Raw genomic sequence first — 24,958 nt, forward strand, 5'->3', positions numbered from 1 at the left:
GCGCATGTTGCGGAAAGGCTGATCACCGGCACGATCGGCGCGACCTGGATCCTGTGGATCACGGGCGGCCTCTACTTTGCAGGGCCAGTGCTCGGTTGGGCGCTGGCCCTGCTTGCTGTGCGGGCCTGGTACTATGCCCCTGCCCTGCCCGCGGCTGAACGCCCCGGCCAGTTGCCGCCGGCGATCTGGGCATGGCTGATCGGCATGGCAGCCATGCTGGTGGTCCTCTTCATCGGGCACACCCAGTTCCACCTCGGCACCGGGCAGACGATCAAGTCGGCCGTCGGCTGGGCCAAGGGCTGGGCCTTGCTGGCGCTGTTCCCGCTCGCCGGGTTTGCACTCCCGATCCGCGTGGAGGCGCTTTCGCGTGCGGTCTGCCGGCTCAGCCTGCAGACGCTGATCCTGCTGCCACTTTTCCTTGCTGCGCCCTTTGTCGGCCTGCCACAAAAGCTCTGGGTCTCCCCGCTCGCTGTGCTGGGCGGATCAGGCAACGAGTACTTCGCCGCCATCCTCTACACCATCGAACCCGGTGTCGGCACTGCACGCTGGCAATTCTTCGCGCCGTGGTCACCCGCCGCCGGCATGGTGGCAGTGATCCATTTCCTGCTGGCGCGGATGGAGCCCGATACGAAATGGCGCTGGACGGGCTATAGCGCCTCGTTGCTCGTCGCCCTGCTGTCGCAAAGCCGCCTCGCGCTCATTGCGCTGGCGGTGATCGTGCCGCTGGCATGGCTGGCGGGCAAAGTGCGGCAGCCGGTGCTGTGGTTCTGCGCCGCGGGGCTGGTGCTGATGGGATCGTGGTTCTCCCCCCAGCTCCGCGCGCTGGTCGATCAGATGACGAGCGATTTCTCAAGCGCGCGCGCCGATTCCTCGCGCGTGCGGGCGGCGCTCGGCCGGATCGCGGTGCAGCGCTGGCAATCGGAAGCCTACTGGTTCGGCCACGGCATCGTCGAGCGCGGCCCGCACATGGTCGAATACATGCCGATCGGCAGCCACCACACATGGTTCGGCCTGCTCTTCGTCAAAGGGCTGGCGGGCGCCGTCGCCCTGGCCGTACCGATGGTCTGGACCCTCGCCGCCACGTTTCGCGCCGCGATGGACAGCAAGGTCGGCCAGCTCGGCTTCGCCATGGCGCTGACCTACTGGCTCTACAGCTTCGGCGAGAACCTCGAGGTGCTCACCTACATCGCCTGGCCCGCGCTGCTCGCCGTCGGCATCGCGCTCAGGCCGTCACCGGAACTCCGATCGGCCGCGCCTGACGCGGCACCAGCCGCCGGATAAGCCGCGCCCATTCGCGCTGCCGGTCAAGCCCGCAATCCTGCGCAGAGCGCCGCGCCGCGCGCGCCATCACGCCAAGGCGCTGGTTGTCGAGCGAGGCAAAGGCGCGCGCAAGGGCATCGGGATTGGTGAAATCGATCACGAGGCCCGCACTGCCCACCTGTTCCGGCAAGCCATCGACCGGCGCGACAAGGATCGGACGTCCCGCCTCGCGCGCCTCGCAGGCGACCTGGCCATAGGCTTCCCAGCGCGAGGGTACGGCGACAAGATCGCAGCCGCGCAGGAATCCGGCGACATCATCGATCTTGCCGAAAAAGCGGATATCGGGCGAGTTACCAGCAAGCTGGCGCAGTTCCTCTTCCATCGGACCGAACCCGCCGATCACGAGCTCCGTCCCCGGCAGCGCCCCTGCACGGTGCGCGCCGATCAGGTTCTCAAGGCCCTTCTGCTCGTGGAACCGGCCATAGGCACCGATCACGAGCGGCCGCTCGCACGAGAAATCGGGAAGCGGCAGCGCGCAAAGCCCGGGATTCTCGGCATGGGGATAGATGACATCGACCTTGTGCCAGGGCAGCTGCGCCACTTCGCGCAGCCAGTCAGCCTGCCCGCAGGAGACGCAGACCACCTGATCCACCAGCCGCAGCGCGATGCGCAGCATGAGGCGGAAGCGGCCCTTGTGCTCGACCTTCAGCGTTTCCCACGCGCGGGTATAGCTGTGCTCCACGTGCACGATCCGCGCCCGCGGATTGCGGACCCGAAGCGAGAGCAAAAAGGCGATGCGGCGCCAGTTGGGCGGGAAATGCAGCACGATGATATCGGCATCGAGCCGGGGCGCGATCAGCGCATCGGGGCGCACCGCCACCACGCTGCAATCGGCCGCGTCGGCCACCATCTGCGAGGAAAAGATGCCGAGCCCTCGCGAAACGCCGCCAAAGGCGAAATCGTCGAGCAGGTTGACGAGCCGGGGCTTGTGATGGTGCCTGTTCATGCCACCAGCCTCCCGCCGACGGCCAGCGCGGCCAGCCGGGCAAAGCGATCGGGGCCGATGATCCGGCCGGCCAGCGCGGCCACCACAGTCACCATGGTCTTGACCGGCTCCTCGAGCAGCGGGCGGCGATTGCTCGCCATCGCCTCGCGCAGCAGCGCCAGGGCCATGCCGGGATCGCCCAATTGGACAGCGCGGCGCGCCAGATAGCGCAGCTGATAGGCGCGGGCGCGGCTGACATGCGTGCCCGCAAACTCGGCCGCATAGCCGGTGAGGCGCGCGACAACCTGTTCCCAGCTCTGATACTGGCGCACGACCTGCGAGGAGAGGCCCCCGCCATTGACGCGGTATTCGGTGAGCGCGGGCTCGATCCCGGCGAAGCGGACCCCGCCCGCGACCGAAAGGCGCAGCCACATCTCGATATCTTCCGACTGGCGCAGGCTTTCATCGAAGTAGCACACCCGCGCCGGTTCTTCCGGATTGGGGAACGCCACGGTTTCCAGCGCCGCGCGGCGGATCACCGGAGCCGAGCCATTGCCCACCGGATTGCGGCAGAAGATGTCCTCCGCCTCGATGCCATCCAGCTTCGGCGTTTGCACAAGGCGCATCGGACGGCCATCGCGATCGATGAACCGCGAGGGCGAAAAGCTCACGCCGATCTCGGGATTGTGGTCGAGATGGATCACGTGCAGCGCCAGCTTTTCGGGCAGCCAGCGATCATCGGAATCGAGCAGCGCGATATAGCCGCCGCGCGCTTCGAGAATGCCGCTGTTGCGCGCACCGGCGAGGCCGCGGTTGGCCTGGACGACGATGCGCAGGCGCGGATCTTCGTAACCGCGCACGATCTCCATGCTGCGATCGCTGCCGCCATCGTCAACGACGATGAGTTCGAAATCGGTGAAGGTCTGCGCGAGCACGGAATCAATCGCCTCGGCCACATAGGCTTCGACATTGTAGACCGGCATGACGACGGAAACGGTGGGGTTCATGAGATTATCCTCGGGAGAAAGGTGTTCAGGCAAAGACATGGCGGCGCATCGCGCGCGGCAGAATGGGCGCGGCAAGTGAGCCCGCGAGCGTGCCGAGACCGCGGCGGCGATCGGCGAGGAAGGCGCGGGGCTCCGTGCGCAGGCCTGCGAGCGCATAGGACAGCGCCTTGACCGGCGAACCGCCCGACCGCAGCGTGCGGCGCGCGAGATAACGCAGATAGAGCGCCTCGAGCGCCGCCAGCGCCGGGCCATCAAGATGCCGACGTGCCAGCAGCTGCCAGCCAGCCTTCATCCGGTCGAAATCCATCGAGAGGCCATCCGGGCTGAACCGGTAGCCCACGAGCACGGCATTGATCGCCTCGATCCGGCTCCCGCGTGAGAGCAGCCGCGCCACGAATTCCTGATCCTCGGCGTGCGACAGGCCGGTATCGAGCCCGCCCGCAGCGATGAACACATCGCGCCACACGACAAGGTTCGACATCGTGCAGACCGGGTTTTCGCCCAGCACCTCGATCAGGCGCAGCGGACCCGTGCCGACCGAAGACAGCGTGCGGCACGCATCGAGCGTGGCGGCGTGCTGCGGCAGAAAGCCGATCCGCGCATAGCTCGCCGCAAGCTTCGCATCGCTGCGGTGGCGCGCGACGTGCACAGCAAGCTTGTCCGCCGCCCAGAGATCGTCGGCATCGATGAAGGCAATCAGCTCGCCTCGCGCCAGTTCGACACCGAGATTGCGGGCGCTCGAAACACCGCCGTTCGGGCGCGAGACGAGGTGAATGCGCGGGTCGACTTCGGCCAGCGGCATCAGCCGGGTGAGCGTATCATCGGTCGAGCCATCGTTGACGATGACGAGCTCGAACGCGATGAAGGTCTGCGCCAGCACCGAGGCGATGGTCTCGCTGATCGTGGCAGCGGCGTTGTAGACCGGCAGGACAACGGTAACGTGTGGGGTGTTTCCTTGGGCGCTCATGCGGGCTGCTCCGTGGCGGGGATGGCGGGCAAAGTCCGGCGCAGGGCCGGTGCGAGTGTGATGGCGGCCGAAATGGCCGCGGCGAGCAACGTGCCGGTGACCAGCCCGATCACCGCAGCAGTCAGGCTGCCGGTGCGAGCGCCGATGTAGAGCCCGCCCAGCGCGAGAGTGAGGCCAAGCAGGCTGCGCCCGGCATCGCTGCCCACGCGGCCTTCGGCGCGCAGCCAGTTGGCGGTGAGAACCGAGGCCAGCTGGGCAACCCCGGCAAGGCACAGGATCGCGATCAGCGGAGCCGCAAAGGCCCAATGCGCGCCGAACACGAGCGGCACGTAGATCGGAGCGAGCAGCGCCTGCGCCGCAACCAGCGGCACAAACAGGGCGACGCCGCCGATCAGCACGCTGCGCAACACGGCGAGGCGGCGCGGACCCGAAGGCGCTGCACAAAGCATCGGGAACGAGACCGTCCCGAACGCGCCGACCAGCGAAGTGACGATTCCAAGCCCGGCGTTGTAGGCAAAGTAGTAGGTGCCGAGCGCGGAGCTGCCCATGGTGGCGACGATCACCAGATTGTCGCCCTGCTGGCGCAGCGCGGTCAGGCCCTCGGCAACCAGCACGCCGCCGCCGAAGCGGACCATGCCGCGCCAGCAGGCGTGACCGGCGTGGGCGTCGTGCTGCCAGGGACGGTTGCGGCGGGTCATCACCAGCCAGACCGGCGCGGTGATGAGCTTGGGCAGGACCACCGACCACGGGCTCGGCCACGCCAGCAGCAGCACGGCGGTCAGCACATGGTCCGCGATCGCCTGGCTTGCCGCAGTGCGGGCAAGCGCGGCATTGCGGCCCTCGCGCATGGCGAGGTAGCACTGGACGAGGCCGGCCGGCATCACCGGATAGACCAGTGCCAGCACCGCCAGCATGGCTGCCGGGCCAAACGCGCCGAAGCCCAACCAGAGGACTGCGGCGACTGCCGTCTGGACCGTGACGAGCACGAGCGCCCAGCCCCAGAACAGGCGGCGCGCGGTGTTGCAGACCGCCGCCAGTTCACCGTCCGCCGCCGCGATGATGCGTTGGCCGATGCCGATCCCGCTCAGCACGCGGATCAGCTCGAACAGGGTCAGGGCCAGCGCCGCTTCACCGACAATGGCAGGCGCGAGTTGCCGCGCAATAACCACAGTGGTTACAACGCGGACAACCCGATTGGCAAGCTCGGCGCCGCCGTAAGCGCCGAAGCCGCGCATGAGCGGCCCAGTCAGCGCGGCGCGAAGCCGGGATAGAGACTGATCAACCTGGTGTGGCACGAAACCGCCTTGTGCAAATGCGAAAGTTGCACTGGTATCTTCAAGGCTCGTGCCATTATCTTATATCGTTGTTTTATATTGTTTTATGGGGATTCAATCGAAGCAGATTCGCAAAATGGCGATGCAAAATGCAACGATGTCCGTCCAACCGTGCCGTATTGCAATTTTGAGACAATGAGCCTGCCCGCGCAATCGGCAGCAATCGCAGATTTCCGTGCCTTGAACCGACTTGGCACAGCATCTGCACCAGCAGCCTCCAATCCCACTGGAGGCTTTCATGCTCAAGCGTTTCGATATCATGCAGGACGGCTTCGCGCCTGCCCGGCCGGCTCCGGCCCCCTTGCCCGTCCATCCCGGCGATGCACCCGCATCGCGCCTGTTCGGCCTCGAACTTGTCAACGGCTCGCTCTCCGGCGCAGCGAAGGCAATCGTTGCCATGGCGGAAGGACGCGCGCCGATCACGATCCAGTTCATCAATGCCCACTGCATCAACATGCTGAACCTTGACGCCGATTACCGCGCCGCGCTCGCCAAGGCAGACTATCTGCTCCCCGATGGCAGCGGCATGGCCATCGCCGCGCGCCTCGCCGGCGAGCCGATGGGCGAGAATCTCAATGGCACCGATCTTTTCCCGGAAGTGTGCCGCCGTGCTGCGCAGCGCGGGCAATCGATCTGGCTGCTGGGCGGCAAGCCCGGCATCGCGGCGGCGGCGGCGGGCACGATGGTCTCTACCCATCCCGGCCTGCGCATTGCCGGTACGCGCGACGGGTACTGGTCCGCCGCCGAGGAGGACCGCGTGATTGCCGAGATCAACGCCTCGGGCGCGGCGATCCTCATGGTCGGCCTTGGCGTGCCGCTTCAGGAAAAGTGGATTGCCCGGGTGCGCAGCCGCCTCACCGCGCGCGTGGTCATGGGGGTCGGCGGCCTGTTTGATTACTACTCCGGCGCCGTGCCGCGCGCACCGCTCGCCTTGCGTAAGCTGGGCTGCGAATGGGCCTGGCGCCTGATGCAGGAACCGCGCCGCCTCTTCATGCGCTATGTCGTTGGCAACCCACTGTTTCTGGTCGCCGCCGCAGCCCACGCCTGGCAGGCGCGCGGACATGCCGAGGCTTTGTCAGAACGGCTCAAGCGGGGCTTTGATCTTGCCGCCGTCTTCGCCGCGCTGGTCCTGTTCCTGCCGCTCTTCGCGATCATTGCGCTCGCCATCACGTGCGAGGACGGCGGGCCGGTGTTCTTCCGCCAGACCCGCATCGGCAAGCGGGGGCTGCCCTTCCGCATGTGGAAGTTCCGCTCGATGGTCGTCGATGCCGAAGCGCGCCTTGCCGGGCTCGCCGCGCAATCCGATCGCGACGACACCTGCTTCAAGATGCGCCGCGATCCGCGCGTGACCCGCGTCGGCACGCTGCTGCGCCGGCTCTCGCTCGATGAGTTGCCGCAGCTGCTCAACGTCGTCTCGGGCGAGATGTCGCTGGTCGGGCCGCGCCCGGGCCTGCCGCGCGAAGTGCTCGCGCTGGCGCCCCATCAGCGCGAGCGACTGGCGGGTCGCCCCGGCCTCACCTGCACCTGGCAGGTTTCCGGCCGCGCGGAGATCCCGTTCGAGCAGCAGGTGCGGCTCGATATCGAGTACTTGCGCACGCGTTCGTTCCTGAAGGACATCGTGCTGATCCTGCGCACGGTGCCAGCGGTGCTGACCGCGCGGGGGGCCTATTGAAGCCGGGCGACCGCCGCGCGCAGAGCCGCAAGGCTCGCCTCGCGGCAGTCGCGCAGGTCCTTGAGCGCTGCGGCGGTGGCAAGATCGCCGGCGCAACGCTCAAAAAGCAAGGTCATGCCAAAGTTGCCGCAGATGCCTTTCAGCGAATGACGCGCCCGGCCTTGCTCGGTGGCATCACCGTCCTGCCACGCCTGCACCAGCCGCTCGGTCAACTCCGTGGCATCGGCGGCGGCGGCATCGAGCAGCAGATCGCAGGTATCGGGGTCCATGCCCCCGAACAACCCATCGACCGCTTGCGGATCGACCAGATCCGCGCCCGCTTCAGATAACATCGCAAGAAACTCCGTAAAAGCGGCGCGCTCAGCGGCAGACCGATTTGATGGCGCGGTATAGCTCGTCGAGGACAATCGGCTTCTTGACGACGCCGATCGCGCCAGCTGTCATCATCGGCGCGAGTTCCGCCCGCCCCGAATAGGCGGTGAGCGCGATGATCGGCGTGCGGCTGACCGCGCCCGGGATCGCCTTGATCCGGCGCGTTGCCTCCGGTCCATCGAGCACCGGCATGCTCATGTCCATGAGCACGACATCGAACTCCCCGCGCCGCACCGCCTCAACCGCTTCCTCGCCGTTGGTGACAAGCTCGACATCGCAGCCAAGCTTGCTAAGCATGCCGCGGGCCACGATGCGGTTCGTTTCGACGTCTTCCGCCACCAGCACGCGCAGCCTCCCGCCATCGAAGCGGCGCAGGCGTTTTTCCTCTTTCTGCTTGGCCGCCGTCGGCCCATCGACCTCGACAAAGGGCAGCTCCACCCAGAAGCAGGAGCCAACGCCCCCGGGCCCGACCTCCACGCCGATACTGCCGCCCATCAGCTCGACAATGCGGCGGCAGATCGCAAGGCCGAGGCCCGATCCGCCCGCCTGGACGTCGGCGGTGTGCAGCTGTCCGAAATCCACGAAGATTTCCGCACGTCGCTCGGGCGGAATGCCGATGCCGGTATCGATCACCTCAAAGCGGAAGCGGTCATCGGCGACCGGACCGACCCGCACGAGGATCCCGCCGCGCCGGGTATACTTGACGGCATTGCTGACGAGGTTGTCGATGATCTGGCGCAACCGGTAACGGTCCGCCACGATCCATTCCACCATCGGCCTGCCATAGCCGAATGCCGCGCGTTCCAGTTCGAGCGTGAGCCCCTTGTGGCGCGCCGCGCGCGCCCAGAAGCCGATGGACGTGCCAAGGAACGTCCCCACCTCGAGCGGAAAGGCTGCGAGCGTCAGCTTCCCGGATTCGGCCTGCTCCAGATCGATGATGTCGTCCAGCAGCATCCGCAGCTGATCGCCGCTGGCCCGCATCAGCCGCAGCATTTCATGCTGGCTCTCGCTGAGGCCGGCATCGTCGAACAGCTCGAGCATACCGATCACGCCGTTCATCGGCGTGCGGATGTCGTGGCTCATCATCGCGAGAAACCGGGTCTTGGCGGCATTCGCCCGATCGGCCACTTCCCGCGCAGCGCGCAGTTCGACCGCGAGTTGCTCCAGTTCGCGCATGCGGCGCTGGTCGCGCTGGCGCAGGGCATCGGCTTCGTTGGCCGCCTCGATCTCGCGCGTGATATCCTGCACCGTAATGAACACCAGCGCGCGGCCGAGGTCCTCGTCGATCGAAGTTTCGGCAAGCGCCCGGATCATGCGATTGGCTTCGCCGTCGCTCTGGCCGGCGATGCGAAACTCCAGCATGCGGTCGCAATCGGTCAGGTTGGCGCAACTCCCGCAGGCTTCGGTACTGCAGATCTGGCTCAAGCCGTCATGGTGACTGAAAACACCGCTCCGCTTGAGTTCCAGCGCACGGCTCGTCAGCCGCTCGGACCACTCGAACACCTTCTGGCGCTCTTCCGGAACCACACGATCGAGCATCGGGTGCGAGCCGCTCGCGCTCACCGCGCCGTCGATCTCGGCGAGGCCGGGGAGGCCAAGCAGGGCCTGGCAGTAGGGCGAAAGCTCGCCCTTGAAGGCCTCGGCATCCCAGATCATCGTGCCGAAGCCCGCCACGCGCTGCGCCTCAAGCAACTGGCGCGTGCGCTGGCCCAGTTCGATGCGCAGGAGCTCGCGATTGGCCTTGAGCTGCTCGTTGGCTTGCGCCAGGACCCGGCTCTTGATCTCCAGCAGCGCTTCGGCCTGGGTACGCGCGGATTCCGAACGCGCAAGGCGGCGACGCATCAGCGCCAGTTCCGCCGCGAGTTCTTCCGCCGTCATTGCCGCTGCCGCATCCATGCCCATCACTACCCGTTGCGGACCGCTTTCTAGTGGTCTCCGGTTAATACCCTACTTGCGCTGCAGGATGAAGCGCGCCGCATGTGGCCCCTGCGTTTGCTCATCCCGCAGGATGACGAGATCATCGCCGAAGTGATCGATGTAGCCCCGGATCAGGCCATGCGCGACTTCGGCGAACGGGCGGTGCGAGGCATAGCTGACGAGCAGGTCCTGCCCATCCACCTCGGCAATAACGCGCGGTGTCAGCGCATCAGGGTAGAGCTTGGTCACTTCCTTCTGGTGGATCCCGTCGATCGCCTTGAGAAAGCTGATCGCATCGGTGTAGCCGACGAAGAACTGGGGATATAACGCGGCAAGCCGCGACGAGAGCCAGTAGCCATATGCATCGGCCAGAGCATCGACCGGCCGGCCGGTGATCTCGACCAACTGGCCGATCATGGCGAGAGCCTGCACGTGGGGATAATTGCCGACGCTGGTATAGCTCCCTTCACCCGGAAGCTCCGCCTGTACGATCATCCGATCGGCAATGCCCGGGGAATAGGTCTCCTCCACCCAATGAATGAGCTCGGAAAATATGACGCCCTTCATGTGGTTACCCCGGAGTGAATGCCGATCACCGGGGATAAAGCAAGCAACGTGCCATGGGGTCAAACGCCTTGCAGCACAGGCAAATGGTCGTTGCTGAGCGCGAAGAATCTTTGCAATTTGCATGAGCAATCATTGCAATTTGCAAAGATTTTGTTGCAAGTTGCAACGAGGCAATTCAGGCCGGGATTTGCGAAATCGTAAACCGCGCAGACTTGCCGCTGGTGTCCAGATCCTCGCGCGCAATCGTATGGTGATTGCCGAAGTGCGCCACAAACCCCTCGATCAACCCGTGCGCCAGCGGCGCAAAAGGTCGGTGCGAGGCATAATCAAGCTGCATCCCGCCCGCGATCGGGCTTGAATGAACCTGCGGCGGCTGCGCTTCAGGATAGAGCTGTGTCACTTCCTCATGGATGTGCGGCCCCACGCCCGCCAGCAGGCTTTCCGCATCGGGATAGACGCCAACCAGTTCGGGATAGAGCGTCACAAACCGCCCGGCGAGCCAGTATCCATAGACGCGCGCCAGATCGCCAAGCGGTTCGCCGGTCAGTTCGGCCAGCGCGCCGAAAAGCGCCAGCGCCTCGCCATGCGGATAGTTCCCGACCGAGGTGTAAGCGCCGTCGTTCGGAACGCCCGATTGCACGATCATTTGATCGACCATTGCCGGTGAATAGGCATCCTCCGCCCAGGCCAGCATCTCGGAAAAAACCAGGCCCTTCATGCCGCGCAGATCGCATGCCAAGTGTTACGTGACAAGACGTCCGCACGAATTGTTACGGTTAACGCAGATTGGCATGATTTATGCTGTTTGCCAGGAGTGACGTTGAAGCGTTGCCAGACCGCCCCCGCCCGCCATGCCGCCGCCGGGCGAAACCGCTTTGAAGACAGGACAGACTACACATGGACGAGACCATTTCACGCGTCATGGCCCTGCTGCTTGGCCGCGCGCCCGGCTTCGATGCCTTCATGCTGACGGTATCGGCCAGCAACCTCCTCAAGGGCGCGGCGCTGATCGCGGCGGCCAGCTGCTTCTGGATTGCCCCTGCGGGAGGGGCAACACCGGGCAACCGCATCGGCCTTGCCGCCGATCGCGCGATCCTGGCCTCCGCGATGCTGGCAAGCTGCGTGGGCGAAGTCATCGCGCTGGCGCTCGCCAAGCTCATGCCCTTCCGCCTGCGCCCCTTCCTGCAGGAAGACCTCGCCATGCATGTGCCGCAAGGATTGCGCGATCTGGCGCCCAGGATGATGGAGCAGAGCTCCTTTCCCAGCGATCACGCGGTCCTGTTCTTCGCGATGGCCACAGGGCTCTTGCTGGTGAACCGCCGCGCCGGGTGGCTGGCCTATGCCTATGTCGCCACTGTCATTGCCCTGCCGCGGCTCTACCTCGGTCTGCATTTCGCATCGGACATCCTCGTTGGCGGCATGATCGGCGTGATCGTGGTGCTCGTCGGCGTCCGCCTGATGGCCGACAGCGCGCCGATGCGCTGGCTTGCGGCCCAGACGTTCGAGCGGCCGGTGCTCGTCAATCCGGTGCTGATGCTGATCACCTTCCAGATTGCGACGATGCTCAGCGACATGCGGGACTTCGCCGACCTTGCCGGGCATCTGACCGGGCTGGACGACGACAGCGCCCAGATCACGGCCTTGAACACGGCGGCATCCGGCACAGCGCACTCGCTGTAGGGAACCGCGCGATCATAGCCCGATCTTCACCCCCACCCGCAAGGTGCGCGGTTCGACCACGCGGCTGAGCCGGCCTTCCACCGGGGCGGCATCGAAGGCGGGTATGTATGATTCGTAGAAGTAGGCGATGTCCTTGTCGCGGCTGTTCAGCACATTGAGCAGATCGGCATAGAGCTCGATCCACCCCAGCTTGCGAGCGGCGCGCAAGTTGAACACGGTGCTACCCTTGTCGCGCACCGAATTGTCCTCGACGAGCGGCGAAGGGCCAAGGTGGCGCATGCGCAGCGCCGCTTCCCAGCCGCCGTGAATGAACGAGACACCAGCCGAAGCGGCATTCTCGAAGGCATTGGGGATGTGATCGCCATTGTCATATCGGGCGTGACTGGCGGTGAAACTGGCATCGAGCGCCAGCCACGACGCGGGCCGCCAGAAGCCGACAAGCTCGATCCCATGGCGGTTGCTCGCGCCCGAGGGCTCGACCGCGTTGGAATCGCCGACGAAGCGCAGTTCGCTGGCGACATTGAGTGCCCACCATGTCGCGGTAAACGTTGCGGTGCCGCGCTGGAGGCGAAGGCCCGCCTCGTGCCCGCGCCCGCGCACCAGCAGCGGCACGCGTGCGGCGGTGTTGACTGTGCCGCGCGCGTCATTCGAATGAAAGCCCTCGCCCCAGTTGAGGTAGAGTTCGGCCCAGGGTGCTGGGCTCCATGCGGCGGCGAGTTTGGGCGAGGCAAGGGTCTGGCTGGCGGTCCCCTGCCCCAGCGCTGCAGCCTCGGGATCGCGCGCATGGACCGAGGCATGGTACCAGTCGCCGCGCAGCCCGGCGGTCAGGCGCAGTCCCGGCAGCGGGCGCAGCGTGGCCGCGCCCCACAGCGAGGCCGAGGCCTCGGATAGGCGGTAGAACCCGAGCGAGCGCACGAAGCGGCCCGCCGAGGCCTGCCCAACGCCAACGTTGCTGACGGCATCGTAGCGGTTTTCGGTGCCGAGGCTGAGCTCCAGCGCGGGCGAGAGCGTCCATGCCCGCTCGCCTTTCAGGCCATAGACCATGCGGCGATCGAACTGGTCGATCTGCGCACTGGCGCCGCTGGCATCGGCATAGGTCGGATTCGAGAGCATCGACCAGTCATAAACCTGCGCATAGGCATTGATCCGCCAGCCCGGCGCGGAGAGCGCGGCGTTGGCAATGATCCGGGTCGTCTCGCCCCGTGCGGTGGGATCGGGCGAGCAGAACACGTCCGCGCAGACAGGCGAGCCGATGATGCGTTCGGGGATCTGTTCGGTTGGCCGCCAGGTGGCGCGGTAGGCATGCAGGGTGAGCGCGAGTTCGGATGCTCCCACCGGGCCCAGCCACTTGGCGAAACCAGCATAGTGGCGCAGGTGTTCCGGCTGCTGCCACGGCCCATCATAGGCCTTGGCCTGCAACGCAAGTGTGAGCTTGCCAGTGCCTGCGGGCAGCGTCCCGCCACTCGCCAGCCGCCGCCAGCCATAGCCACCGCCCTCTACCGAGGTCCACGGCGCATCGAAGCCCTTGATCGTGGACATATAGGCCGCGCCAGCGAGCGCGAAATCGCCGCCATCGGCGCGGTAGGGGCCCTTGCGGAAGGTCTCGCGCTCGATCACCTCGGGGATGAGGCCGTTGAGGTCGAGATAACCTTGCCCGTGCCCGTGCGAGCGCAGGTTCATCTGCACATCATCGATATAAGTGGTGAAATCCGATCCGTGATCGAGATTGAACCCGCGCAGGAAATACTGGTTGGCCTTGCCGCTGCCCGAATGCTGCGCGGCGACCATGCCGGGGATCGCTTCGAGCAATTCGGAAACCTTGAGCAGCGGACGCACCAGCAGGTCCGCACCCGCAATGCTGCCCTCGCTGGCGGCAGCGGCGGTGCCAATGCGCGTCTCGCCCCGGCCGAACACGACGATCTGAGGCGGCGTGTCGGCCGCCCCTTCCGCCTCATCCGCATGGGCCGGGAGCGCGGCTAGTGCCGCTGCCAACGCCGCAGCCACGGCAAAAGCCGGCGCGCACATGTCTGATTGCCCCATCATGCCGGTGGCTATGCCGCAGCCGTCGGCGTGCGCCTTCCAACATTGCACTACAAGCTTGTGCGCAGCGGGCATAAGCACCGCCGGTGCCAAGCATATGCCAAACGCATTGTTCCGGTGCCCCCACCCCCGACTTAGTTCTGAAGGCAGCCGCACGGTGCGGCGCTGCGCCCATGCCTGATGGAGCGCGCGGGGTAGCGGGGCACGTATTCGATGATTTCCGACTGGCTGGCGGAGCTGCAATACCGGCTGGGCGCGACGCTCGATGCCTCGGGCAAGATCGTGCCCGATACCTCGTGGAGCGCGCAGTTGCTTTCCTCCGAGCGGCTGTGGATGATGATCGAAGGCACGCATCTGATCACGCTGATGCTGTTCGCCGGGACGATCCTGTTCGTCGATCTGCGCCTGCTCGGCATTGCGCTGCGCACGACGCCGGTTTCGCGCATATCGGACAGCCTGCTGCCGTGGACAGTCGGCGGTTTCCTAGTCCTGCTCATCACCGGCTCTGCGCTCTTCTTCTCCAACCCATTGGAATACTATCACAATCTGGCGTTTCGCCTGAAGCTGGCGTTCCTCCTCGCCGCCGCGCTCAACATCTTCTGGTTCCATCTGCGCGTGCAGTCCAATCGTCCCGAATGGGATACTGCAGAGCGCCCGCCCGCCCGCGTGCGCGCTGCCGGGGCGACCTCGATCGCGCTGTGGTTTCTCGTCATCTTCGCCGGGCGCTACATGGCCTACGACTGGGTGACCTGCATGAACCCCGGTGCCTTCGTCAGCGCCGTGGCCCAGTGCGCGGTGCACGACGCCGCGCTCGAGAAGATCGACCGGGAGATTGCCCAGTGATCCTCTTCGCCGCCATCAATTTCCGCGATCTCCTCCCCGCGCTCCAAGGCCCGCTCGATGCGCTGGCGCAGGTCGAGTTGATCAAGCAGCTCAACCAGACGACCTGGCTCTTCGCGATTGTCGAGACCTTCCACATTCTCTCCATGGTAGCGCTCGGCGGCGCCGTGCTCGTCCTTAATCTGCGGCTGCTCGGCGGTGCGCTGGGTGATGTGCCCGCCACCCGCGTCGAGCGCGCGACGCGGCCGTGGTTGATCGGCGGCATCATCGGGACGGTGCTCACCGGGCTCTACATGGGGCTGGCAACGATCGTTACGCTGCTGCCAAACGGTGCCTTCTTCGTGAAAATGATCGCACTTGTCGCCGCGATCCTGCTCAGCCTGTCGGTCTCACGGCAAGTGCGCAGCGGCACGGGCGAAGCCACCCCGCCGCCCGTGCTGCTGGCGGGGGCCGCTATCGCGCTCTGGCTTGCCGCGCTGGTGCTGTTTGGCGTGACAAGCGTGTTGAGCTCGGGCGCGCTGCTCGTCGCGCTGGCCGGGTTTGCGCTATTCGCTGCCGTCCTCTCGGAATATCGCCGCGCCTATCTCGGCCTGCTGGCGCTGATCGCGGCGCTTGCCGTTAGTCTCACGCTCACCGGCAATCCCTCGGCGGGGCTTGTCGCGTTCGTTCTCGCGCTCGGCGGGGCGGTGCTGACCGGCGCGCTCGAATCGCGCCACGCAGCCGCGTCCTTCCTAGCTGCGCCGCGCCTTGCCGCGTTTTCTTCCTCGCTCGCCTGGGTCACGGTTGCAGCGGCCGGTCGCTGGATCGGTTTCAGTTGATTGAATTTGTATAAGTGCTGAAACTCAATTTTTATTGACCGAGCATAGAACATGTTTCGGCCAATACTGTTTTTCGTGAAGGTGATCTGGACTAATAAGCTTATTACGAATCCTTGGTTTTCGTTCTTTCTTGAACTGTTAAGTGCCTCTCATTGATGTTTTTCTCAATGGGGGTCCAAGTGCAATTCACCATCAAGCCTGCTGCCACGCCCGGCCGTCGCGCCATTTCGCAAATCGCGCTCGCCGCCGCGCTGGTTGCGGCTCTCCCGGCTGGCACCACCTTTGCGCAGGAAGTCGCTGCATCGGCCCCCGCGCCTGCCGCGCCCAAGCTTTCCAAGGCCCAGATCGATGCCCTGCTCACCACGCCCGACAAGGTCGTGTTCATCGACGTGCGCCGCGCCGACGAGATCAGCGAGATCGGCAGCCTGCCGGTGATCCTCAACATCCAGATCTCCGAGCTCGACCGCTTCCTCGCCTACATCCCGCGTGACCGTCAGGTCGTGACGATCTCGAACCATGCCGGGCGCGCCGCCAAGGCTGCCGCGCTGCTCCTGGCCAAGGGCTTCAATGTTGCCGGCGCTATCGGCATTCAGGACTATATCGCCGAGGGCGGCGCGGTCTACGGCCAGAAGATCGTGACGCCCGAGATTCCCGGCGTCGTCAAGGCGGGAACCCGCGTTGAAGTGATCCGCGAGGGTTTCGAGGGCACCGAAGGGCCCATCGCGCTGGCGGATGGCTCGGTGCTCTTCACCGAAAACCGCGCCGACCGCCTCGTGAAGATCGGCACAGACGCAACAGTCTCGACCTTCCTCGAAAAAACCGGCGGCGCCAACGCTCTGGCACTTTCGGCCAAGGGCGAGTTGCTCGCCGTGCAGACCGCGCCGTCCGCCATTGCCGTGCTGCAACCGGTGAAGAAGGTGCTGGCCGACAAGTTCGACGGCAAGCCGCTCAACCGGCCCAACGACCTCGCGCTCGCGCGCAGCGGCAACATCTACTTCTCCGATCCCGGCGCGCCTGCCGCAGCGGGCACCCCTCCCCCCCCGGTCCCGCCCAAGACCGGGTTTTACTGGCTCGACAAAAAGGGCAAGGTCCACCTCGTCGCCGACGATATCCGCCGCCCCAACGGCGTCGCCCTGAGCCCCGATGAAAAGACCGTCTATGTCGCCAACACAGCGGGCGAGTATCTCCTCGCCTGGACTGTGCAGCCCGATGGCAGCCTGACGGCGCGGCGCGATTTCGTGAAGCTGGCGGGCTTCAAGACCACTCCCAACGGCCCCACCAGCGGCGCGGATGGCATCGTCGTCGATCAGGACGGACGGGTCTACGTCACCAGCACGCTCGGCATCGAGGTGTTCTCGCCCGAAGGCCAGCCGCTCGGCGTGATCAAGCTCGCCAAGCAGCCCCAGAACCTCGCGTTCGGCGGCAAGGACCACAACCAACTCGTGATTGTCGGGCGCGGCTCGGCCTACCGCATCGCCACGCTGACCAAGGGTGTCGACCGCCCGGGCAAGTGACCCGGTGCGCGCCCCTTTTGCAGAACAGGACCTACATCATGACGTTCGTCACTCCGTCCGTGCGCTCGGCGCTCGCAATCTTGCTGCTATCCGCAGCGCCCGCCGCCTATGCTCAGGTTGCGGCAGCCCCTGCGCCAGCCCCTGCCCCTGACGCCGCCGCAACCGATGCAGCCGTCCCCGATGCTGCCGCCGATGCGGGCGAACCCATCGTGGTCACCGCGCGCAACCGTGCGGAAAACCTCAACGACGTGCCGATCCCGATCTCGGTGCTTGGCGGCGAGACCATCGCCCAGCAGCGCGCCTTCACGCTGGCCGACCTCACCCAGCGCGCGCCGGGCCTCACCGCAACGACTCCCAACGCGCGCCGCACGGGTGTTTCGCTGCGCGGCATCGGCAAGACCAGCGGCAACGACAACATGGAAGCCGCCGTCGGCGTGATCGTCGATGACGTGTTCCTCGGCCACGTGGGCATGACCTATCAGGACTTCACCGATCTCCAGCAGGTGGAAATCCTGCGCGGGCCGCAGGGCACGCTGCTCGGCAAGAACACCTCGCTCGGCGTGATCAAGTACACGAGCAAGGCGCCCTCGTTCACGCCCGAAGGCTCGCTCGATCTCGAGACCGGCTTCACCCGCCGCGCGTTCAAGGCGCGCGGGTCGTACTCCGGCCCGCTGGTCGGCGATGTCCTCGCTTACCGCGCCTCGTTCTTCTTCGACAAGCAGGACGGCGACATCCTCAACGTCAACCCGGCGCTCGGCGGGCGCTGGCATGAACGCAAGCGCTGGGGCGGCCGCGTACAGGTGCTCTTCAAGCCGAGCGACCACTTCTCGCTGCGCCTCAATGCCGATCTCGCCGAAACCAACGAGAACAGCAACACCAAGCCCTTCATCATCGATCCCGCCACGCTCGACGATGGCTCGGTGCGCACCACGACCTATACCACCCGCCTCGCGCGCGGCTATTTCGGCGGCTACCAGCCGATTATCGGCTCGCTCGATACGATCGACATGGATCAGGCACTGCCGCTGATCACGCGCAACCAGGGCGTTTCGCTGGTCGCGACGTGGGATGCGGGGCCGTTCGAGATCAAGTCGATCTCGGCGCTGCGCGATTTCCACTTCGATGCCAACAACGATAGCGAGCAGACACGCTTTGCGATCAACCGCGGCGGTACGCTGGTCGATACCCGGCAGCTCTCGGAAGAACTGCGCCTGTCCGGCAATCTGGGCTCGCAGATCACCTTCCAGACCGGTCTCTATGTCTACAAGATCGATACCGAGACCACGAGCCGCACGCTCTATGGCGCGGACGCCGGTGCATTCTATGCCACCAACGCCCAGTACCGGACGCTCAATTCCCCGGCCGGCTTTGCCCTCTTGCAACAGTCGCTGAAGGACGTCCGCTCGATCACCTATCAGAACCCGGTTTCCAACAGCCAGGCCGCCTTTGCGCAGGCAGACTGGAAGCCGCTTCCGGGCCTGACGATTACCGGCGGCCTGCGCTATACCCGCGAACAGAAGCGCAGCATCACCACCAAGGCGGCCACCTTCGTGGATGGCAGCGCGCTGGTTTCGACCGGCAATGCCACCGCCGATGCGATCCGCGCCGGTCAACTCGGCGTGAACTACACCGATGTCCTCGGCGATCCGATCCATCAGGACTCGGTCGCCTGGCTGATCAACCCCAGCTACAAGCTCGGGCCTGATCTGCTGCTCTATGCCTCGGCCAGCGGCGGCGGGAAATCGGGTGCCGTCGCCTTCGACAACAACGGCAACCAGCGCAACGTCAACGCCGAGAAGACCACCGACTTCGAGCTCGGCCTCAAGGGGGATCTGCTCGATCACGCACTCTCGTTCAGCGTGAACCTCTACTACACCAAGGTGCGCGACTATCAGGCGACCACCAGCATTCCCGATCCGATCTCACCGATCGGGTTCAGCTCGGTGCTCGGCAACATTCCGGGCCTGCGCGCGCGGGGCGTGGAATTCGAGGCTTCGGCGCGGCCGGTCGAGGGTCTGACGCTCAACCTCGCGGTCGGCTACAACGATGCCAAGTACACCGACTGGTCGACCGCAACCTACCCGCGCAACGTGGTAACCACGGCGGCAAACCCCACCTGCAACAACACCGGCAAGCAGATCGTCGGCGCGCCGCTGTGGACCGTGATCACCGGCTTCGATTTCGAGCGCGAGATCGGGCATTCGGGCATTTCATTCCACGCCTTCGGGATCGACACCTACCGCACCAGCCACAATCTGGAGCAGCTGCTTTCGCCCTACGGGTTCCAGAAAGCCTATCACCTGACTGATGCGGGCTTCGGCATCATCACCAATGTGGCGGGCCACAAGACCGAGCTCAGCGTGGTCGGCAAGAACGTGTTCGACACGAAGTACACCACCAGCGTCAACGATTTCAGCAACAACGCACCGGTTGGCTACGATGGTATCGGCCCCCGCCGCTACATCGGCCTGCTGCTGCGCACGAAGTTCTGATGGAGGCCCGAATGTTCAAGACCAAGTCTCTGCTAATCGCGGCCGCCATGGCTGGTGCCGTGGCGCTGCCAACTGCCAGTTCTGCCCATCATGCCTTTGCAGCGGAGTTCGACAGCTCCAAGCCGCTCGTCCTGAACGGGGTCGTCACCAAGGTCCGCTTCGTCAATCCGCACAGCTGGATCTATATCGACGTGCGCAACAAGGATGGCTCGGTCACCAACTGGGGCTTCGAATTCGGCACGCCGAGCTCTCTGCGCGCCAGCAACGTGAGCCGCGATGATGTTCACGCCGGAGTGCCGATCCGCCTCGCGGGCTACAAGGCCAAGAACGGCGGCCCCTTCGGCTATGCTACCACCATCGTGCTCCCCGGCGGACGCAAGGTGCAGACAGGCAGCGCGCCCGATGCTCCGCCGCCGCCGGTGAGCTGATCCGATGGCGAGCAACACCCTGAAACCGCTTGGCGCGGCGCTCCTCCTGGCCGCGCTCGCTTGGCCGGTGCCGAGCCCGGCAGAGACCGTGCCGGCGCCGGCCACCGCGCCCGCCCCGATCCCGCGCACAGCCGAGGGCAAGCCCGATTTCTCCGGCATCTGGCAGGTGCTGGGCGAGGCCGAATATGATCTGGAGCCCCATACCGGGCGGCGCGATGCGCCGCCGGGGCCCGGCGTGGTCGTTAGCGGCACGATCCCCTATCGCCCCGAAGCCCTCGCGCAGCGCCAGCGCAATTTCGAAGTGCGCGGGAAGGACGACCCGCGCTTGAAGTGCTTCGTGCTCGGCGTGCCGCGCGGGATCTATTATCAGGCGCCCTTCCAGATCTTCCAACGCCCGGCCGATCTCACGCTGGTCCACCAGTTCGGCAATCAGGTCCGGACAATCCGCACCGATGGCTCGCTCCATCCCGAAGAGCAGCATCAGGAGCTGTGGCTGGGCGACAGCCGGGGACGCTGGGACGGCGATACGCTGGTCGTCGATGTCACCGACTTCAACGAGGAAACCTGGCTCGACCGCGCCGGCAACTATCACAGCGAGGAACTGCATGTGATCGAGCGCTGGACGCTGATCGATGCCAACACGATCGACTACCGCGCCACGCTGGACGACCCCAAGGTCTATACGAAACCGTGGACGATCAACGTCCTGCTCCACCGCCGCCGCGACAAGGGTTTCCAGCTGATCGAGGACTATTGCTACACCCTCGATTACGCGCCGTTCTATCCGCACAAGGAGGGCAAGTGATGAAGCGCCTGCTGCTTTGCACCGCCGCGCTCGGGCTGATGGCGATTGCGCCGACTGTGCGGGCGCAGACCGCACCGGCTCCTGCAAACGCCGCCGCGCGCTGGGAAAAGACCGTGCCGGTCATCGCCTCGGGCGACTGGACGGGAGCGCGCCTGCCGGATGGCCAGCCCGATGTCGGCGGCTTCTGGTCAAACACCATTTCGAACCACAGCAACTTCACCGATCCGCAGGCCGGCCCGCCGGGCGAACCCTCGGCGGCGGCGAAGCTCCCGCGCGATCAGCGTGCGCCCAGCCGCGTTAGCGATCCCGCCGATGGCCAGATCCCCTACCTGCCCGCTGCCCGCGCGCTGCAGGAGGATTTCGCGAAGAACTTCCCCAACCCGGTGAAGCCCCGCTACATCGAGCCGCTCGCGCGTTGCGCCCCGGCGGGGGTGCCAAAATCGTTCATGTGGCACGGCTATGAAGTGCGCCAGTACACGGGATACGTCGTGTTCCTGTTCGATTCCGGCACCCGCGTCATCAAGCTGGATGGATCGCCGCACCTGCCGCCGCAGATCAAGCTGTGGAACGGGGATTCGCGCGGGCACTGGGAAGGCAACACGCTCGTCGTCGATGTCACCAACAACAATGGCAAGGCGCTGTTCGGCCGCTATGGCGATTTCATGAGCGAGAACGCGAAGGTCGCCGAACGCTTCGTGTTCGATCCGGCGGGCCAGCGCTTCAACTATATCGCCACCTTCACCGATCCCACGGTTTACACCCGGCCCTGGACAGCGACGATCCCAGCGCGGCGGTTTACTGCGGCGGACACGCCCGATGGCTGGCACTTCGATGTGAAGCCGGTCAACCAGCCGGGGAGGCCGCTGCGCTATGAACATGCCGAGCGGATTTGCGCGGAAAACAACGGCCCCTTCGGCGGCGGCGCGGTCGGCGTGCCGTCCGAAGAGGCCGTAATCAGCCGCTAACGGGCTCCGGCAGCGCTCAGCCGAACCTGGCTGTCAGCGCTGCCGCAACCGCGTCGGCCTCAGCGGGGTCGACCGGCGCCTTGTAGACGGTGATCATCTTGGTAACAGAGTCCCGCCAGAACTGCGCCCCTTTGCCGCGCGGCTGGGTCACGATGTACTCCAGCGAATGGCAGGCAGAACAATTGCGCACCACCACTTCATCGCCGCTCCCGGCAAGCTCGGCGGGGATCTGCTCGAGCAGCGGGGCATAGCGCACCGGCCGCGCCGCTACGCAAAGCGAGGCCGCGAGCACTAGCATGGCAAGGGGGAACGCGCGCATCACAGCGCCTCCAGCTTCAAGGATTCAACCACGTTGCGCATGTAGCCCGCAGGTTGCCAGCGCGGCTCCAGCGGCTGCGTCTCGCCGTCCGTGGTGAAGGCGCGCACCTTGATGGCATGGCTGCCCGCCTCCAGCCGCAACCCCAGCCGCCATTCGCGGAAGGAAAAGCGACCGAGGTCTTCGCCCAGCCGCGCCTCGCTCCAGCTTGCGCCGCCATCGGCAGAGACCATCACCCGCGCCACGCCCGCGCCGCCGCTGAAGGCAATGCCGCGCAGTTCGGCTACGCGCCCAGCAGGCACCCGCGCACCGTCGGCATGGCTGGTGAAGAAGGAGCGGACATTGATCCGGCTGATCGGCCGCGTCCTGTCCGGCTTCGTACCGGGCGCTACGCAGGCGCACGCGTTGTCCGGCACGCGGTAGGCGGTCTTCATCCAGTAGCCGCCGAACTCCGCATCGACGACCATGATCTCGCTGAGGTGCTTGACCCAGTAGGTGCCGTAGTATCCCGGCACCACGAGCCGCAGGGGATAGCCATTGAGGAACGGAAGATCGGCACCGTTCATCGCCCAGGCGACCATGACTTCGCCATCGCGCGCGTGATCGATATCGAGGGCCTTGACGAAATCGGGCACGCCATCCGCAGGCGGCACATCGAGCCCGTTGAACGTCACCTGCCGCGCCCCGGCGCGCACCCCGACACGGTCAAGCAAAGTCCGCAGCGGCACTCCCCGCCAGCGGGCATTGCCCATTGCGCCGTTGGCAAGCTGCCCGCCGCCCACCCGCGGCTCGAAAAAGCCCCGGCTGTTGCCCGAACACTGGTTCACCGCGACCAACTCGGTCACCGGAAAATTGCGCTTCAGGCTGGCGAGCGAAAGGTCGAGCGGCTTTTCGACATGACCGCCGATTGCAAGGCGGAAGCTTGCCGGATCAATCGCATCGGGCAGACCGGAGAGGTGATAGCGCACGAAGAACGCGTCATTAGGCGTCAGCAGACCTTCATTGAACACAGCAAAGGGCGTCTCCAACTGCGGCGGACGCGCCGTCAGCAGCAGCATCGGGCGCTTCTGCGGCGCGCGCACCAGCGGGCGCGTCCCGTTGGCGAAAGGCAGCCGGACTGTTGCGGCACCTGCCAGCTCGGCCGCGCCTACCATCGAAAGGCCTGCTCCGGCAACGAACTGACGGCGATCGAGAGTGGACATCAGGGAAACTCCTCCGGCCTTCAACGCCCGGCGGCGGCAAACGCGCCCGCCTTGTTTAGCTCGGCCGGACCGCCCTCCCCGAACAGCAGATCGGAGCGCTCGGCAAAGCTCGCGATTGCTGGAACCGCTGCCCCGGCTGGCGCCCGTTTGCGGCCGCTCAGCACCTGCGGATCGAGATGCGGGGCAAGCATCGCGATGAACTGATAGGCGTAGTTGCGCAGGAGACTACCCTTGCGCAGCGCGATCTTGGTGCTGCTCGTGCCGAAAAAGCCCGCCGTGGCCGGAACCACCGCCAGGTTTTCAAGCTGCCCGTTCTCGATCGCCATCTGCGCGATGATGCCGATCCCCGCGCCCAGCCGGACGTAAGTCTTGATCACATCCGCATCCATCGCGCGCAGCCGCAGATAGGGCTCCAGCCCTGCCCGCTCGAACACCTGCTGCACTTGCGATCCGCCGGAGAATTCGGCGCTGTAGGTGATGATCGGATAACGCGCGAGATCGGCCAGCGTCGGCGCCTCCAGTTCCAGCAGCGGATGGCCCTTGGGTGCGATGGCGACATGCTGCCAGGTGAAGCAGGGATGGGTCTCAAGCTGGGGATAGCCGTCCACCGCCTCAGTCGCCACGCCGATATCCGCCTCGCCGCGCAGCAGCGCTTCGGCCACGAAGCTCGGCGTCCCCTGCAGCAGTTCCACCTCCACGTCGGGAAACTGCGCGCCGAAGCGCAGCAGCAGCCTGGGCAGCACGTAGTTGGCCTGATTGTGCGTCGCCGCAATGATCAGGCAGCCCTTGTCAGCCTCGGCAAACTGCGCCGAAAGCCGCTTGAGATTGTCCGCTTCCTGCAGCAGCCGCTCGATCACCTTGGCCGCGCTTTCGCCGGCCGGTGTCAGGCCCACCAGCCGCTTGCCGCGCCGCACGAAGATATCGACCCTCAGTTCCTGCTCCAGCTCTCGGATCTGCTTGCTCACCCCCGATTGCGAGGTGAACAGTTCGCCCGCTACCTTGGTCAGATTGAGATCGTTCTGAACCGCTGCGCGCACATAGCGCAGTTGCTGGAAATTCATGCCCCGACCCTCACTGGAAGCCCCTCACTCGCGGTGGAGAAGCATCCTGCGCAGGGTAGCATCTGTGTCTATTGATTTAGTAGAGATTGGCACAAAGCTCAAGTCAAAAAATGCAATGCTTATGTCCCGGCGGAACAAGCCGTGCCGGAATATCGCGCTTGCTCATAAGCATATGAGGAATGGTTGGCAGGGACACGGCGGGCCAGAGCCTATGGTGTTGCCGGTAATCCAAGGGGGGGTCCCATGCCACGCTTCATCCTTTGCGCCGCCGCCCTGCTCGCGCTTGGCACTTCGGTGCTGCGCGCTGCCGAGCCGGCTGGCGCGCCGCTCCCGCTGCCCGAACTGATGGGCCATGTCATGCAACGCAATGCGGTGCAGCTCTGGGCCTGGACCGAGACCGAGACTGACGCTGGTGGCACCCGCTCGGGCGAGCCGCGCTCCGCCGAAGCGTGGGAGGACGCGGAGAGTGACGCGCTCACCCTACGCCAGCTCGCGCATGTCCTGAAGGCGCCGCCTTATGATCCGGGCGATCCCCGGTGGGCAAAGCTTGCGTCCGATCTCGAAGCCGCCGCCAGCGCGAGCGCCGATGCCGCCGAGCGCAAGGACGTCAGCGCACTGTTCAAGGCCGGCGAGGCGATCAACGACCGCTGCGTCGCCTGCCACCTCGTCTTCGCACCCCAACTGGAGGTCAAGCCCGCGCCGGTGCCGCTGTGATC

Annotated in this window: 23 protein-coding genes; 11 read left to right on the top strand and 12 right to left on the bottom strand. The window is 65.7% G+C overall.

What is annotated here, in order from left to right:
• Positions 1-1,281: O-antigen ligase domain-containing protein (locus Q0071_RS20590; RefSeq protein WP_298174161.1), on the top strand; the 1,281-nt coding region annotated here is incomplete at its 5' end.
• On the opposite strand, the gene Q0071_RS20595 is transcribed toward Q0071_RS20590, so the two are convergent.
• From Q0071_RS20595 to Q0071_RS20610, 4 genes are read right to left on the bottom strand one after another with little or no spacing between them, the layout of a single operon-like run.
• Positions 1,223-2,266 carry a glycosyltransferase family 4 protein gene (locus tag Q0071_RS20595; RefSeq protein ID WP_298174163.1) on the bottom strand — a complete coding sequence of 348 codons (1,044 nt, stop codon included), beginning with the start codon at positions 2,264-2,266 and terminating at the stop codon, positions 1,223-1,225. The genes Q0071_RS20590 and Q0071_RS20595 overlap by 59 nt on opposite strands.
• Positions 2,263-3,291 (bottom strand): glycosyltransferase family 2 protein, encoded by a 1,029-nt coding sequence (locus Q0071_RS20600; RefSeq protein WP_298174165.1) that lies wholly within the window; start codon positions 3,289-3,291, stop codon positions 2,263-2,265. The genes Q0071_RS20595 and Q0071_RS20600 overlap by 4 nt, the downstream gene beginning before the upstream one ends.
• On the bottom strand, positions 3,278-4,219 hold the full coding sequence (locus Q0071_RS20605) for a glycosyltransferase family A protein (protein ID WP_298174167.1): 942 nt from the start codon (positions 4,217-4,219) through the stop codon (positions 3,278-3,280). Before Q0071_RS20605 ends, Q0071_RS20600 begins: the two co-directional genes overlap by 14 nt.
• Positions 4,216-5,514 (bottom strand): oligosaccharide flippase family protein, encoded by a 1,299-nt coding sequence (locus Q0071_RS20610; protein WP_298174169.1) that lies wholly within the window; start codon positions 5,512-5,514, stop codon positions 4,216-4,218. The genes Q0071_RS20605 and Q0071_RS20610 overlap by 4 nt, the downstream gene beginning before the upstream one ends.
• A gap of 277 nt (positions 5,515-5,791) precedes the next feature.
• On the opposite strand from Q0071_RS20610, the gene Q0071_RS20615 reads away from it, so the two are divergent.
• Positions 5,792-7,225 carry a WecB/TagA/CpsF family glycosyltransferase gene (locus Q0071_RS20615; RefSeq protein ID WP_298174171.1) on the top strand — a complete coding sequence of 478 codons (1,434 nt, stop codon included), beginning with the start codon at positions 5,792-5,794 and terminating at the stop codon, positions 7,223-7,225.
• Here the strand turns inward: Q0071_RS20615 and Q0071_RS20620 are convergent.
• The 4 genes from Q0071_RS20620 to Q0071_RS20635 form a co-directional block, all read right to left on the bottom strand.
• Entirely contained in the window at positions 7,219-7,557 is a 339-nt protein-coding gene (locus tag Q0071_RS20620; RefSeq protein ID WP_298174173.1) for an Hpt domain-containing protein, read from the bottom strand. The genes Q0071_RS20615 and Q0071_RS20620 overlap by 7 nt on opposite strands.
• Before the next feature lie 28 nt (positions 7,558-7,585).
• On the bottom strand, positions 7,586-9,499 hold the full coding sequence (locus Q0071_RS20625) for an ATP-binding protein (protein WP_298174256.1): 1,914 nt from the start codon (positions 9,497-9,499) through the stop codon (positions 7,586-7,588).
• Between the two features lie 45 nt (positions 9,500-9,544).
• Positions 9,545-10,081 carry a heme NO-binding domain-containing protein gene (locus Q0071_RS20630; protein WP_298174175.1) on the bottom strand — a complete coding sequence of 179 codons (537 nt, stop codon included), beginning with the start codon at positions 10,079-10,081 and terminating at the stop codon, positions 9,545-9,547.
• A 175-nt stretch (positions 10,082-10,256) separates the two neighbouring features.
• Positions 10,257-10,799: a heme NO-binding domain-containing protein gene (locus Q0071_RS20635; RefSeq protein WP_298174177.1), complete on the bottom strand. Its 543-nt coding sequence runs from the start codon at positions 10,797-10,799 to the stop codon at positions 10,257-10,259.
• Positions 10,800-10,978: 179 nt separating this feature from the next.
• Here Q0071_RS20635 and Q0071_RS20640 point away from each other — a divergent pair, with 179 nt between their 5' ends.
• On the top strand, positions 10,979-11,761 hold the full coding sequence (locus tag Q0071_RS20640; RefSeq protein ID WP_298174179.1) for a phosphatase PAP2 family protein: 783 nt from the start codon (positions 10,979-10,981) through the stop codon (positions 11,759-11,761).
• A gap of 12 nt (positions 11,762-11,773) precedes the next feature.
• Here Q0071_RS20640 and Q0071_RS20645 read toward each other — a convergent pair whose 3' ends face one another.
• Complete coding sequence (locus Q0071_RS20645; RefSeq protein WP_298174181.1) at positions 11,774-13,804, bottom strand: TonB-dependent receptor; 2,031 nt, start codon at positions 13,802-13,804, stop codon at positions 11,774-11,776.
• A gap of 210 nt (positions 13,805-14,014) precedes the next feature.
• On the opposite strand from Q0071_RS20645, the gene Q0071_RS20650 reads away from it, so the two are divergent.
• The 7 genes from Q0071_RS20650 (at position 14,015) to Q0071_RS20680 (ending at position 21,663) form a co-directional block, all read left to right on the top strand.
• Positions 14,015-14,644, top strand: a complete 630-nt coding sequence (locus tag Q0071_RS20650; RefSeq protein WP_298174183.1) for a DUF6644 family protein — start codon at positions 14,015-14,017, stop codon at positions 14,642-14,644.
• Positions 14,641-15,459 carry a DUF6644 family protein gene (locus Q0071_RS20655; protein ID WP_298174185.1) on the top strand — a complete coding sequence of 273 codons (819 nt, stop codon included), beginning with the start codon at positions 14,641-14,643 and terminating at the stop codon, positions 15,457-15,459. Before Q0071_RS20650 ends, Q0071_RS20655 begins: the two co-directional genes overlap by 4 nt.
• 179 nt (positions 15,460-15,638) lie before the next feature.
• On the top strand, positions 15,639-16,973 hold the full coding sequence (locus Q0071_RS20660; protein ID WP_298174187.1) for an SMP-30/gluconolactonase/LRE family protein: 1,335 nt from the start codon (positions 15,639-15,641) through the stop codon (positions 16,971-16,973).
• A 38-nt stretch (positions 16,974-17,011) separates the two neighbouring features.
• Positions 17,012-19,465, top strand: a complete 2,454-nt coding sequence (locus tag Q0071_RS20665; RefSeq protein ID WP_298174189.1) for a TonB-dependent receptor — start codon at positions 17,012-17,014, stop codon at positions 19,463-19,465.
• A gap of 11 nt (positions 19,466-19,476) precedes the next feature.
• Entirely contained in the window at positions 19,477-19,893 is a 417-nt protein-coding gene (locus tag Q0071_RS20670) for a DUF6152 family protein (protein WP_298174191.1), read from the top strand.
• Between the two features lie 4 nt (positions 19,894-19,897).
• The gene (locus Q0071_RS20675; protein ID WP_298174193.1) at positions 19,898-20,698 is read left to right on the top strand and encodes a hypothetical protein; all 801 of its coding nucleotides are present in this window, start codon (positions 19,898-19,900) and stop codon (positions 20,696-20,698) included.
• Entirely contained in the window at positions 20,698-21,663 is a 966-nt protein-coding gene (locus tag Q0071_RS20680) for a hypothetical protein (RefSeq protein ID WP_298174194.1), read from the top strand. Before Q0071_RS20675 ends, Q0071_RS20680 begins: the two co-directional genes overlap by 1 nt.
• Before the next feature lie 16 nt (positions 21,664-21,679).
• Here Q0071_RS20680 and Q0071_RS20685 read toward each other — a convergent pair whose 3' ends face one another.
• From Q0071_RS20685 to Q0071_RS20695, 3 genes are read right to left on the bottom strand one after another with little or no spacing between them, the layout of a single operon-like run.
• Complete coding sequence (locus Q0071_RS20685; RefSeq protein ID WP_298174196.1) at positions 21,680-21,982, bottom strand: cytochrome C; 303 nt, start codon at positions 21,980-21,982, stop codon at positions 21,680-21,682.
• Complete coding sequence (locus Q0071_RS20690) at positions 21,982-23,181, bottom strand: molybdopterin-dependent oxidoreductase (RefSeq protein ID WP_298174198.1); 1,200 nt, start codon at positions 23,179-23,181, stop codon at positions 21,982-21,984. The genes Q0071_RS20685 and Q0071_RS20690 overlap by 1 nt, the downstream gene beginning before the upstream one ends.
• 20 nt (positions 23,182-23,201) lie before the next feature.
• Entirely contained in the window at positions 23,202-24,242 is a 1,041-nt protein-coding gene (locus tag Q0071_RS20695) for a LysR substrate-binding domain-containing protein (protein ID WP_298174200.1), read from the bottom strand.
• A 243-nt stretch (positions 24,243-24,485) separates the two neighbouring features.
• Here Q0071_RS20695 and Q0071_RS20700 point away from each other — a divergent pair, with 243 nt between their 5' ends.
• Positions 24,486-24,956, top strand: coding sequence for a hypothetical protein (locus tag Q0071_RS20700; protein WP_298174202.1), 471 nt, complete (start codon positions 24,486-24,488; stop codon positions 24,954-24,956).
• Positions 24,957-24,958: the final 2 nt, after the last annotated feature.

This window comes from Novosphingobium sp. (assembly GCF_027486195.1).
Lineage (GTDB): Bacteria > Pseudomonadota > Alphaproteobacteria > Sphingomonadales > Sphingomonadaceae > Novosphingobium.